Origin of the sequence: Helicobacter winghamensis ATCC BAA-430 (assembly GCF_028751035.1) — a bacterium.
In the GTDB taxonomy this organism is placed as follows: domain Bacteria; phylum Campylobacterota; class Campylobacteria; order Campylobacterales; family Helicobacteraceae; genus Helicobacter_D; species Helicobacter_D winghamensis.
This window is the reverse complement of the sequence record NZ_CP063533.1, coordinates 729,624-743,144: the sequence shown is the minus strand read 5'-3', so window position 1 is coordinate 743,144 and position 13,521 is coordinate 729,624. Positions and strand designations below refer to the sequence as shown.

Here is a 13,521-nt window from a genome sequence, read left to right as displayed (position 1 = left end):
TTATTTTGCTTTTCTTTTTCTTTGTGTTGGATCTAGCACTTTTTTGCGGATTCTAATATTCTTTGGCGTAACTTCTAAAATCTCATCTTCTTCAATCCACTCCAATGCGCGCTCCAAATTTAAATCCCTAGGCGGTGTTAGCTTAATTGCATCATCACTTCCGCTTGCACGCATATTTGTCAAATGCTTTGCTTTAACAGGATTAACATCTAAATCATTTTCTCTGCTATGCTCTCCAATAATCATTCCCACATATACCTTAGTTTGTGGTGGAATAAACAGCACACCCCTCTCTTGGATATTTCCCAATGAAAAAGGCGTTGCCTCACCATTTTCCATAGAGATTAATGCACCATTGCTTCTAGTCTCCACACTTCCACTAAAAGGGCGAAATTCTAAAAAGCTATTGTTCATCACACCTTCCCCTTTAGTGTCTGTTAAAAATTCACTTCTATATCCAATAAGTCCTCTAGCTGGAATCTCAAATTCCAACCTTGTGTAGCCTTCTCCCATAGGGTTCATAGCTTTTAACTCTGCTCTTCTACGTCCTAGCTTTTCAATCACGCTTCCAGAATAATCTTGTGGCGTATCTACAACTAAAGATTCAAAAGGTTCACATTTTTGTCCATCAATCTCTTTCACAATCACTTCAGGGCGCGAAATACTAAACTCATAATCTTCTCTTCTTAGATTCTCTGCTAGAATTGTGATTTGTAGCTCTCCCCTACCGCTAACCTTAAACTTGCCCTCACCTAATTCTTCAACTTTCATAGCAATATTAGTTTGCATTTCTTTTTCAAGGCGCTCTTTTAGTTTATTTGCTGTTACATGCTTACCTTCTAGCCCAGCAAATGGAGAGTCATTTACAGCAAAATTCACGCTCATTGTTGGCTCTTCTAGGTGCATAGGATCAAGTGGAATAGGATTATTAGGATCTACAATAGAATCCCCAACATTAATAGAATGGAATCCCGCTAGTGCCACAATATCCCCTGCTTGTGCCTCATCAATCTCTGTTCTTGCAAGCCCATAAAAACCAATGAGTTTTGTAATCTTACCTGTAACTTTCTCTCCATTACTCTTAGCAAGCATTACATTCTCACCCTTTCTAATCTTACCATTAAAAATTCTTGCAATTCCAATTTTGCCCACATAATTATCATAATCTAGTGTAAAAATTTGCACCTGCAAAGGATTTTCCTTATTACCACTAGGCAATGGCACATATTCTAAAATCGCATCAAAAAGTGGCTCTAAATTCTTTTTTTCATCATCTAGCTCTTTTATTGCATAGCCATCACGCGCAGCGGCATACACAATAGGAAAGTCTAATTGCTCTTCATTTGCTCCCATTGCAGAAAATAAATCAAACACTTCATCAATCACCCTATCAGGCTGCGCCGCAGGCTTATCAATCTTATTTACCACCACGATAGGACGGATTCCAAGCCCTAGCGCCTTTTTCACTACAAATTTAGTCTGTGGCATCACCCCTTCTTGTGCATCTACAAGCAACAAGACTCCATCAACCATTTTTAAAACACGCTCAACTTCACCCCCAAAATCCGCGTGTCCGGGAGTGTCAATAATATTAATCTTAGCACCCTTATAGTTAATTGCCGTATTTTTAGAAAGAATTGTAATTCCACGCTCTTTTTCAATATCATTACTATCCATCACGCGCTCATCAACCTGTTCATGGCTTGCAAATGTGCCAGACTGGCGCAAAAGCCCATCTACAAGTGTTGTTTTTCCGTGATCTACGTGCGCAATAACCGCAATATTTCTAATTTCTTGCATTTGTTTCCTTAGGATTTTAATCTGTAAAATAAATTGCGGATTCTACTCAAATTATTCTTAACATAAAATGCTTTATATGGAATGTTTTTTGCTTTAAATATGGAATCTTATTTGCAAAAAGGCGTTGCTATGCTTCCTTTTTTAGAAGTTGAATCTATTAATCAGAAATCTGCTATCCACACAAAAAATACAACCAAACACAATCCATTTGAAACCCAAACGGAAGATTCTCAAGGTTTTGCGCAAATTTTTAATACACTAACACAGCCAGCTACAAAAAAAGATATAAAAAAAGATTCCACTCTAAAAATTCCGCTAAGCACTCAAAAAGATGATAAATTAATGCCCAGCAAAAGCAATTTTCTAAAAATTCTTGATGAAAAATATAATCTCACCAAAGATTTTAAATCTCAAAAAATACCTCAGCCAAGAAGCGCTAAGGATTTACTAGAATTTTCAAGCATACAAAACAAAGAAAAAACTCTCAAAGATTTAAGTGAAGTTGCTAAAAATTTGCAGCTTAATCTTAAAAAAATTTCTACACAAACCACAGCCAAATTAAATGAAAAGTTAGAAAATGCGGAATCCAAAAACACAATAGATTCTAAACTTGAACCAAAAACAGAGCCTAAAAATAATCCTAAAAAGCCTTTGTTTAATGCGATTTTACAAGATAAAAATTTGACCGCCAAAGACTCTTTAGGTTTTCAAAAAAAAGCACAAGAAATCAAGCAAAACAAGGAATCTAAAAAAACAGATACAAAAGAACCTATCAACACAAATGATACAAAGCACACTCAAAAGTTGGAATCTAAAAATGACTCTATAATTTTAGATTCCAAACCTAACGAGAAGTCTCAAAACGAAAAGTCTCAAACAAAGGTGCAAAACTCCACACCAGAAACGCCAAAAACAAAGGTAGAATCTAAAACTAACACAGCGCAAGAAGCACAAGAAATAAAAGAGAATTTAGATCCCAAGAATACAAAAATAGATTCCAAAACCAAAATTTTACAGAACTCAAAAGCTCCACAAAAAGCACAGCAAATTCAAGATCCAAAGGTGCAAGAGCCACAAGCGCAAACCTTAAAAGAAGCACCAAAGCCAACACAAACCCCAAAACCCATTAATATAGAAGCAAATATAAAAGAAAAGTTGGAATCCAAAAATTCAAAATTTGAAAACAAGCCAAACCCTACCCAAATGGATTTTATCGCCAAAAATCACAAAGAAGCCAAAAAAGATTCCACTCCCAAAAACGAAAAGCCTCAAATAATCTCAAAAGAAACCCTAAAAGATGTAAAAGAAACGAGACAAAGTCCGCTAAATATTAACCAAGAAATACTCCAACCCCAAGAGCAAACAACCAAGCAAGAGAGCTTTTTAGACAATCTCTTAAAAACAAGTCAAAAATCTCAAAGCGAAACAAAAGAACAAATCCAACAACCCAAAGAAAAAGAAGTGCGCAAAGAGAGTGAAAAGGCACATCAAGAAAACTACCAAAATAGCTTGCAAACACAGAGAGAATCGCGTCTCAGCCTCCAAAATACTTTCACGCATTTTAGCGATCGCCTAAGAGATGCGATTACAAACTATCGTCCGCCTGTTACAAAAATTAGTCTAGAGCTAAATCCACAAAATCTAGGAAGCGTGGAGCTTACCATTGCTAAAAATGGCGATAAACTCTCTGTGCAAATTAGTTCCAATCAAAACGCCTTGCAACTTATTATGCAAAATACGCAAGATTTCAAGAATGCACTAGGAAATTTAGGATTCCAAAATGTGGAAATTGATTTTAAAGACAATCAAGGCAATAGTCTAGGCAATGGAGATTTTAGTAATTCTAGTGGAAATCAGCAAGGTGGATTCCAACAAGGACAACAGCAAAATTCTGAAAATTTTAAACAAAATTCACAACAAAATCCAAAAAATTCTGAAAATTGGAACGAAAATAGCTTGCACATAGACAAAAAAGCAAAGAATCCCTATGCAAAACTAGCCATTGCGGAACTTAGCTTTTCATACTATGCTTAAGGAGCAACCATGTCAACAATCTCAACTTTAAGTGGAAATTATCAATACCCATCAACTAGATCTAATCCAATTCTACCTAGTGGGGTTAGAGAAAAAGAAGAAGAAAATAACACAAGTTCAGGTGGTGGAACAAGCTCAGGAGGAAGCACAGAAAGTGGGGGTGGAACAAGTTCAGGTGGTGGAACAAGCTCAGGAGGAAGCACAGAAAGTGGGGGTGGAACAAGTTCAGGTGGTGGAACAAGCTCAGGAGGAAGCACAGAAAGTGGGGGTGGAACAAGCTCAGGTGGTGGAACAAGCAGTGGGGGTGGGACAGACAACCCATTAGGCGACAAGCCAATTCCAGATAAAAACCAAGAAGACAGCAATTCCTTATCCAATGAAGCTTTTATGCGTTTATTCTTAGAACAATTAAAAAATCAAGATCCAACAGCTCCTATGGAAACACAAGAGATACTAACACAGACTGCACAACTTACACAAGTTGAAGCGCAAGAAAAAATGAAAAAAGCAATGGAAGATATGACGACAACAATGAAATCCATGCAAGAAACCAACAAAGCAACCATTGAAGCGCAAAATAAACTTGTAGAAACACAGAAAAAAATGCTAGAAACAATGGGTGTTTTAGCAGGAAGCATCCAAGATAGCTCTATTCTTGGTGGTTATAACACAGTTGGAATGATAGGAAATATCGCCGAAACAGCATTTACTGCACTCAAAGTAGAAAAAAACGAGCCTATTGAGTTTGAGTTATATTTTGATGAACCAATTGATCCAGAAAAAGGCTCACCCAAAATTACAATTACCGATAAAGACAATAATGTAATCCGTGAAATTGACTTGGCAGAGAAAAACCCAGACGGATCCTATAAATATAAAGGTAAGCAAGGCTATATCGCTTTTGAATGGGATACTAGAAATAATAAAGGGGAGTTTATGAGCAAAGGCGATTACACAGTAAGAGCCGAATATAATCTTGATAAAGATACAAACAAATATAAAGAAACACAATTAGGAAGAGGTGAAGTGCAAAGCATTGTCTTTGATCAAGGTGTTCCCTATGTTAAATTGGGAGATAAATTAACTGTTCCAATTATCTATGTAACCTCTTATTATAAAAAAACAGGTGAAGGTGTGGATTTACCCGATCTGCCAAAACCAGAAGATAAAGCCTAAAGGAGTTTGTTATGGTTGGATCGTTCTATAATGGAATCAGTGGAATCAAAACACATCAATTCGGAATTGATTCCACATCAAACAATATAGCAAATGTCAATACCACAGGTTATAGGGGAAATCTACCAGAATTTAAAAGCCTTTTTGCCACAAATTTAAACTTTATTAATTCAAACTCCCCCATCAATAACGATTATAACTATGGTGCAACCATTGGCTCTAATGCAATTAATTCCAATGATGGCACTTATGTAAAAGCTGATGGGGATTTCAATGTTGCTTATAGTGGAAAGGGCTGGTTTGTTGTTGGGCTTGATAAAAGTGGGGAATTTGATATTAAATCTCCAAATTACACAGGCACACAACAAAATTTCTTCACAAGAGATGGTTCTTTTAGTCTAGATGGCGAAGGATATTTGGTAAATTCTAGTGGTTATTATATGTATGGAATCAATCTAGGAAAAATTGCAGCAGATGGAACTCTAACTGGCACAAATAACCTAGAAGCAGATTATGCAGCGCTTGGAGGATCAAAATTAGAGCCTTTACAAATCCCAAAAGATTTGCATTATAAGCCCACACTCACCACAGAAGTCAATCTAGCAATCAACCTAAACCGCACACAAAATCCAAAGGGCATCACTGCTTTACAAGATGAAAATGGAAAATTTAGTATGGATAAATTCCTAGCACAAGATATTAACTCTCTAATGGATGCAAGCGGTAAGCCTATTGATGCTAAAAACTTTAAAGATCTTAAATTTAGCATTGAAAAAGGCGGAGCAACTACAGATTACACTTTCTCTTATGGAGTAGATTTTAAAAGCGTAGGCGAACTTATGGAGCTAGTCAAAAACAAAACTGGCTTAACACTTGGATTAAAACTTGATAGCGAAGGAAATCCTGTAGATTGTTCTTTATACCTAAGTAATAGCGGAATGCAAGATATAAAATTAAGCGTAAGTGGAAAGCTAGCAGACAAACTAGGCTTAAAAGCAAATGAAAGTGCTTTGGAATCCGCTTTTAAAGGACAACTCAGCGAGTTTGTGGATGGCAAAGACTATAAAGACAAAGATTATGTGAAATATGAGGGAATGATTTTTCAAAAAAATGGAGATGGGGTAGCCGCGGGAAATCCTCTTGATGATACTAATGGCTGGACGCTTATTGATAGTAGCTCTGTGCAAGAATACATCGACAAACAAGCTAAAGAATATGATAAAGATTCCTTTGTTATTATAGATGGAAAGATTTATCAAAAGCTCACCGATAAAGGAATTGTAGAAGAAGTTACAGACCCAGCCACCGGTGAAGTTACTATAAAATCCCCAGCAGAAGATACCACAAACTGGAAGCAGGTAGGTGAAACAAAAATAGGAAGTATCGGAAAATACGAAAATGGTAAAACCTATAAGCAAGATTCCATAGTAAGCCACAATGGAATCTTGTATCAAAAAATTAATGGGGAAGGAAACACAAATCCAGCAGAAGATACCAAAGGCTGGAAAGCCATTAAATTAAATGGTATTAGTAGCACTCAACTTCAAGTTCCAACTTATGAAACAAACACGGAAATCTTTAGTGATTCTGGCGAGAAATTTATCCTAAAGAGTCAATATGTACTCTTAGAACAAGGCGACCCTAATTCTAATCCTGCAACACTAGAACGCTGGGAAGTGCGTACAGAAATTTATGACAGCACAGGAAAAGCACTAATCAGCGATACACCCGTAATGAGTGAAATAACTTTTAATGCTGATGGAAGTGCAAATGCAACTCCTTTTGAAGTGCCATTTAATAATGGCAGTATAACTGTAGATTTAACGAAATCCGAAGATGGTAAAACTTCTAGTAATTTTGCTTATACGGATTCCACCACAAAATCTATCACACAAGATGGAACAGCATCTGGAATTATGAAAGATATAGTTATCAACAAAGATGGCATCATTTTAGTAAATTTCACAAATGGAAGAACAGAACCTATCGGTAGGTTTGGAGTTGCTGCATTTGTCAATGATCAAGGTTTGAGCAAAGTAGGTGGAAATCTTTTTGAAATGAATGCGCGCACTATTAATGGACAAACTAGCGTTGTGAGTGGACCACCCATTCTAGCGTGGAATGAGGATGGGCTTGCAGGGCTTAAATTTGGGCAAGTAATGGATCATATGCTAGAAACTAGCAATGTAGATACAGGGACTGCCCTAACAGATTTAATTGTCTATCAAAGAGGTTATCAAATGAGCGCGAAATCCATCACAACAGCTGACCAACTAATGCAAGAGGCTATCCAACTCAAACGCTAATCTAAAAGCCCAAGCTGTCCGATTCTATAAAGCGCAAAATCATATTTAATCGGATCGCTTGGATTAAACTCTCTTAAACTTTGGCTTACTTCAAGCACTGCTTTATAATCATAACTCTTGCGCTCTAATAATCCTAATCTTTGTGAGATTCTAAAAGTATGCGTATCAAGCGGCAAGAGCAAATCCCTTTTATCCACACTATTCCACAAGCCCAAATCCAAACAATCCTTTCTAACCATCCAGCGTAAAAAAAGATTCCATCTTTTTAAAGGCGAAGTGTTTTTCTCAGTAATTGGCGCACCTAGTAAAAACTGCAAACCCTTAGAATTAGGATTTTCCAAACGCTCATAAATTGCGCGTTGCAAATTTTGGATTCCACCTAAAATGCCATTTTGGATTCCAACTTTTTGATACCCTTGATAAAAAATATCCTCCAAAGACCCTAAATACTGCAACGCGCTAAAGAAATCCTGAATTTCTGCATTGCTTTGAAAACGATAAGGTTTATTTGTTTGTAATTTACAATTTCTATTAGAGTCTAGCAAATCTCTCAAATTACAACTTTGCAAAAAATTTAAAATCGCTCTAACATTACCATAGGCAAACAATGCACAAAACAAAGCAACCTTCTCATTCTTAAACTCTCTTGCCACAAACAAAGGATCCAAAAACTCTTCACTCACAGCGCATTCTGTGTTAAAACTCTGATATTGTTCTTCTAAAAATACTTTTAAGATTTTTTTAGTAGGATTTTTAGGAAGCATAAAATTAAGGATTTTGCAATAATTGTTGCGTGTCTATTTTAAAATCAAAATATTTAGATAAGATTTTAGAATCCCCGAGCATTCCAAACTGCATACTTGCTGCATTAAAATTTCTCTCTTGCAAGTAAATAATTGCATTTGCAATCCTTGTTTCATAATGCGTTGGAGCTTCAAGTTTTGCTAATTGTAACAATGCTGTAGCATTTTCTAAATGCCCTGCTCCAACCGCTGCAACACCCGCCAAAAAAAGAGTTTGCGTATCCTGTTCTTTAAAATCATCAATCAAACTATTATAAAGCGTAAAAGCCTTTTCAAACTCTTGCAGATACAAATAAGTCAATGCCAAAGCCTGTATCACGCCACGCACATCTTTTTGCTCCGTGATTAAACGCGTATCTAAATCTTGCTGAATATAATGCAAAGTTCCAATAATATGTGCCACTTCAATATACATCTCACGCACCACAGATGCGCCATAATAAAACGCATCCTTATTGATGTTTTGATCTTGATAATATTGCTGAAGCTTTAAAGATAGGGCTTTTGGATCATCTTTGTAATTGAGCGCAAGCAAGGCTAGCAAGTTTGCAACAGGATCGCGTGGCGTGATGTGCTTTAAGGATTCCGCACTTTTAATAAGCAAACTTTGATTATTAAGTTGCACGCCTTGTGCAAAATCTAGTGCGTAATAAATTGCCACATTACTTTTTTCCTTCTCTAGCAACTCTATCGGATGTGGAATCCCATCGCGTGCGAAGTTTAAGAGTGCTTGGATAAACTCTTGCTCCATTGCATTTCCATTAAAATTTACAATCTCTTTCCCTATATCCTCTTCTAAGCGCGTTGTATCCCTGTATGTTAGCTTTGCTGTAATCATCGCAAAAAGCCCCGCGTGCAAATCACTAGGATTTAGATGAAACGCACGAACAAAATGACGATATGCCAAGTCAAAATCATTCATTTGCGCATAATTTAAACCTAAATTATAATGCAAAATAGAATGATTAGGATAAGTCTCCACCGCCTTTTTTAAAAGCGCATTAGCATTACGGATATTTCCATTTAGCGTTTCTAAAATCGCATTTGCGATATTGCGATTTACACGCGAAATTGTCTGTCCTCGCACCAAAATTTCTTTTGCTTCTTGCAAGTTTTCAATATGTATGCTGATCCCACCTTCTTGTATCACATTAAAGGCTTCTTGCGCGTCAAACACCTTATAAGGCGCATAATAAAACAAAATCTTATACGCATTTAGCTTTTGCCCGCTAAAACTCTCCCAAAAACGCTTTTGCGCAACATCTATGTTAAAAAACTCATCGCGCAAAGTGATTTTAATTGGATAAGGATTGTTTTTTAATGCGCTCTCATTGTTTGCATATTTGCTAGAAATTTTAGCAGCCTGTCCATATTCTGGTAGTTTCATTTTAATTAATAGCAAGGCAAAATCTATCTCTTGATTGCTTCCAAATGCATCAATACTTTGCAACATTAAAGAATTTGCGCGTGGATAATCCCCAATACGAGCATAAAGCAAGGCAAGGTTAAACCAATTCTTAGCGTCTGTTGAATTTTTACTCAAGGCTTCAATGGCTTTATAATTGTTATTAAAATACGCATACATAGCCGCCAATAACGCATCACTTTCTGCTTGATAATATGGAGAATTTCTATGCAATAGCGATGAAAATGCTTCTAAATAATTTCCCAAATAAAAATTTGTCAAGGAATACAAATAGGAATATAAAGGTAAATTCCCAGAATAAGGCAAATAAGTCTGCGCAAGCTGTAAATAATAGCGGTATTTTAGCGGTTCTTCTAAACGCAAAGAACATACAGCAGCATTTAAAGCACTAATCACTCTGTCTTCATTTAAATCAATTGCTTTCTGAAAAGACTTAAGCGCTTCTTCGTATGCCTTTTCTTCCATTTGCGCAACCCCTAAATTGTAATTAGACAAAACTTCAGAATAATTAGAGATTTTTCCATATAACTCTAAGGCTTCTTGCTTGTTTCCATTTGTATATAAAAAATTTGCCTTTTTAATCCACGCTTCTAAATTCTCAGCATCCGTAATAAGCCCCTCACTTTTTTTAATAACAAATTCCTTGGGAGATTCTATTACTGAATCCTCTGTCGCTAATTTATGGTCTTTTGTTAAAAATAAGCCAGCAAGAAAAATAAAAACAAGAATCAAACAACCAAGCAAAAAAACTAAAATTGCCGTTACTTTTTTATGTTGAGCTAAATAATCTAATAACTTGGCAGTTTTCCCTTCTGTATTTTGTGGTTGCTCCTCCTTTTTTAAAATATCATCTAAAACATTAAAATTATCATCAAGCTGAATAACATCGCCCTCTTGGTTTTGTGATGCATTTGAAGCTTCCAAAGAGTTAGAGAAGTTTTCAAAACTTTGATTATCTGCCATTTACTATCTCAAATATGGCTCTAAAACAGGCGGGATATTAATACTGCCATCTGCATTTTGGTAATTCTCCATAATAGCTACAAGTGTTCTACCCACTGCCAAACTTGAACCATTTAATGTATGCACTAGGACATTCTTTTTATTGGAATCTTTATAGCGAATTTTAGCCCTTCTTGCTTGAAAATCTCTTGTGTTAGAAATAGAGCTAATCTCCCTATAACAATTCTGTCCTGGAAGCCATACTTCAATATCCACCGTATTACTTGCACTAAAGCCCAAGTCCCCACCACAAAGTTGCACCAAACGATGCGGAAGTCCCAAAGAAACAAGCAACTCCGAAGCACAAGCAATCATTCTTTCTTGCATCATATCGCTATCTTGTGGCATTGTGAGTGCTACAAGCTCCACTTTGTCAAATTGGTGCTGTCTAATAATCCCGCGCGTATCTCTTCCAGCGCTTCCTGCTTCTTTTCTAAAACAAGGCGTATAAGCTGTTAGCATTACAGGAAGCATATCTTCTTTCAAAATCTCATCACTATAAAGATTTGTAAGCGTTGCTTCAGCCGTTGGAATCAAGTATAATGCGTGTCCCTTACCGCTCTCTTCATCTTTAAAATCAGAAATCTTAAACAAATCCTCTTCAAATTTAGGCAACTGCCCCGTGCCAAAAAGCGTTTGTGCATTTGCAATTACTGGCGTGCCAACTTCGCTAAACCCACGCGCGCTATTAAAATCTAACATATAATTAATTAATGCTCTCTCTAGCTTTGCCCCCATTCCCATAAATACACTAAAGCGACTCTTTGCAAGTTTCACTCCCCGCTCAAAGTCAATCCATCCATTTTGCTCCGCTAATTCCCAATGCTCTTTAGGCTTAAAGTCAAATTGTGGAATCTCTAGCACCTTTTTAAGCTCCACATTATCGCTCTCATCTTTGCCAAAAGGTGTTTTAGAATCTGGGATATTTGGAATATTATGCGTGAGTTCTTGGAGTTGATTTTCCCAAACTTCTAATTCTTTTGCATATAAATCAATCTTTGTTTTAAGCCCATCGCATTCTATTTTAAGCGCGTTAATATCACCCCCTTCTTGCTTGTATTTTGCAAAAAGCTTTGTTTTAGCATTTTGTTCAGCTTGTAACTCTTCTAGGGCAATTTTCTTTTGCTTGTAGTTTAAACTGCTCTGACGCAAAGTTTCTAACAAAGTTGCTTCAATATTGCGTTTTGAAAGTTTTTCCACAACAGCATTAAAATCATTAACAAGAAGTTTTAAATCAATCATAAATACCCCAAAATTTAAAAATGCAAGGATTTTACAATACCACCTTTTAAAACAGGCTAAAAATTTCATCAATTAGAGAAAATCAAAGAAAGATAATATATAATTAAAATTTTTTAAGGAGTTTAAATGCTTGGGAATTTTACACTCACACTTGCCATTCTAGGCGGAATCTCACTTGTAATTTTAATTATCACTGGAATCTCTATTAGCAAAAATAGCACCAAACTCACCAGCTTTGAAAAAAAGGTTCTATTTTTTGTTGCATTTTTGCTTTGTTTTGGTGTAATTGTGCTGTATATTTTAAGCAATCTTGAACTATTTATCGCACTAATTGACTAAATGGATTCCAATTTTTTGGAATCTATATTTTTTGTTTTTTCCATATCCCACTTTGAAAAATCTTCCAATACACAAAAGCTCTCAAAAATGTCTCCACACAAATGCAAATATAAATATAAACCACAGGATACCCAAATGTCGCAATAAAATAGCAAGGAATAACGCGTAATCCCCAAATCATCACGCTATTAATTATTAGCGTGATTTTTGTAATTCCAGCCCCACGCAATGCCCCATCTAAAATACAGATAAAAGCAAAAGCAACTTGTGAGATTCCAATAGGGATTAAATATTTCACACTCCCACTAATTGTTTCAATATCTTTGCTAAAAAACTCCGAAATTTGCGGAGCAAAAACACTCATCACAAAGCCTACAATTCCCATAAAGATTCCACCCAATAGCAGAGTGTTTAAAGTAGAATATTTTGCTTCTAATGGCTTCTTAGCGCCCAAATTTTGCCCCATTAACGCCATTGCAGCAATCATAAAGCCAAATCCGGGCATAAAGACAAACCCTTCAATTCTTGTTGCAATCTGGTAACCCGCCAAATCATAAGTCCCATACAATGCAACAAATTTTGTCATAAACAAAATCGCAAAAAGCGTTAAAAAGCGCTCCGCTCCACTTGGAATCCCCACAATAAAAGCACGCTTAATAAAATCAAAATTAATCCGCCCCTTTAGCGCAATAGGGCTTTTTTTATACAACAACAAAAGCAAAAAGAGCGCTAAAGTTTCTAAAAAATTGATAATCAATGTCCCAATAGCCGCACCAATCACCCCAAAAGATGGGATAAAAACAAAGCCAAAAATCAATACAAATTTAACAAAAGGATTAATAAGCGTAATTGCAATTTTAATATAAAAAGGAAATTTTGTAGCCCCAGCAGCAGAAAATGCAGAAATACTCACTTGTTTAACCAAAAGTAAAGGTATACTAAAAAGCACTATTCCCAAATATGCGCTTCCAATACTATGGGCTTGTTCTGAGATTCCAATCCAAGAAAAAAAAAGCTCATAACCAAAAAACCCAAACATCATCAAAGGTAACGACAAACAAAAGGAAGCAAAGGTTAAACTTAGCACAACTTCATTTGCGCTTTTTTGATCCTTTGCCCCTAAAAATCTAGCCACAAGCGCGCTATTCCCCACGAATACAATCGTTGTAAAGGCAAACATTAGCATAATAAAATTCAAGCTAACACCCACCGCTACAATAGCGCTTGCGCCAAAAGTGCCAATCATCAACAAATCAATGCTAAGATTAATAATATCCAAAAGTGAGTTTAATCCAGAAGGAATTGCAATATTTAAAATCCTGCGACTTCTCTCTTTGGAAAAAAAACGCAATTGGTTCAACTTATTATCCAAAAAATTTTAAAAACTCCAGCA

9 protein-coding genes are annotated in these 13,521 nt (G+C 36.1%); 4 read left to right on the top strand and 5 right to left on the bottom strand.

All coding sequences use genetic code 11. The features are described from left to right. Entirely contained in the window at nucleotides 1-1,800 is a 1,800-nt protein-coding gene (gene typA / locus IP358_RS03800; protein WP_006803164.1) for a translational GTPase TypA, read from the bottom strand. Between the two features lie 129 nt (nucleotides 1,801-1,929). On the opposite strand from typA, the gene IP358_RS03795 reads away from it, so the two are divergent. The 3 genes from IP358_RS03795 to IP358_RS03785 are packed head-to-tail and all read left to right on the top strand — an operon-like array spanning nucleotide 1,930 to nucleotide 7,316. Then, nucleotides 1,930-3,834: a flagellar hook-length control protein FliK gene (locus IP358_RS03795; RefSeq protein WP_169302242.1), complete on the top strand. Its 1,905-nt coding sequence runs from the start codon at nucleotides 1,930-1,932 to the stop codon at nucleotides 3,832-3,834. Between the two features lie 9 nt (nucleotides 3,835-3,843). Further along, nucleotides 3,844-5,010 carry a flagellar hook assembly protein FlgD gene (flgD, locus tag IP358_RS03790; protein WP_083781404.1) on the top strand — a complete coding sequence of 389 codons (1,167 nt, stop codon included), beginning with the start codon at nucleotides 3,844-3,846 and terminating at the stop codon, nucleotides 5,008-5,010. Between the two features lie 11 nt (nucleotides 5,011-5,021). Further along, nucleotides 5,022-7,316: a flagellar hook-basal body complex protein gene (locus IP358_RS03785; protein ID WP_006803167.1), complete on the top strand. Its 2,295-nt coding sequence runs from the start codon at nucleotides 5,022-5,024 to the stop codon at nucleotides 7,314-7,316. On the opposite strand, the gene IP358_RS03780 is transcribed toward IP358_RS03785, so the two are convergent. From IP358_RS03780 to serS, 3 genes are read right to left on the bottom strand one after another with little or no spacing between them, the layout of a single operon-like run. Beyond that, complete coding sequence (locus IP358_RS03780; RefSeq protein WP_006803168.1) at nucleotides 7,313-8,080, bottom strand: TIGR02757 family protein; 768 nt, start codon at nucleotides 8,078-8,080, stop codon at nucleotides 7,313-7,315. The two genes, IP358_RS03785 and IP358_RS03780, sit on opposite strands and share 4 nt — an antisense overlap. Nucleotides 8,081-8,084: 4 nt before the next feature. Further along, nucleotides 8,085-10,508, bottom strand: a complete 2,424-nt coding sequence (locus IP358_RS03775; protein WP_006803169.1) for a tetratricopeptide repeat protein — start codon at nucleotides 10,506-10,508, stop codon at nucleotides 8,085-8,087. 3 nt (nucleotides 10,509-10,511) lie between these two features. After that, the gene (gene serS, locus IP358_RS03770) at nucleotides 10,512-11,789 is read right to left on the bottom strand and encodes a serine--tRNA ligase (protein WP_006803170.1); all 1,278 of its coding nucleotides are present in this window, start codon (nucleotides 11,787-11,789) and stop codon (nucleotides 10,512-10,514) included. A gap of 126 nt (nucleotides 11,790-11,915) precedes the next feature. On the opposite strand from serS, the gene IP358_RS03765 reads away from it, so the two are divergent. Next, a complete protein-coding gene (locus IP358_RS03765; protein ID WP_006803171.1) occupies nucleotides 11,916-12,128 on the top strand; it encodes a hypothetical protein in 213 nt (70 codons plus the stop codon). A 22-nt stretch (nucleotides 12,129-12,150) separates the two neighbouring features. Here IP358_RS03765 and IP358_RS03760 read toward each other — a convergent pair whose 3' ends face one another. Further along, the gene (locus IP358_RS03760) at nucleotides 12,151-13,479 is read right to left on the bottom strand and encodes an MATE family efflux transporter (RefSeq protein WP_248613419.1); all 1,329 of its coding nucleotides are present in this window, start codon (nucleotides 13,477-13,479) and stop codon (nucleotides 12,151-12,153) included. Nucleotides 13,480-13,521: the final 42 nt, after the last annotated feature.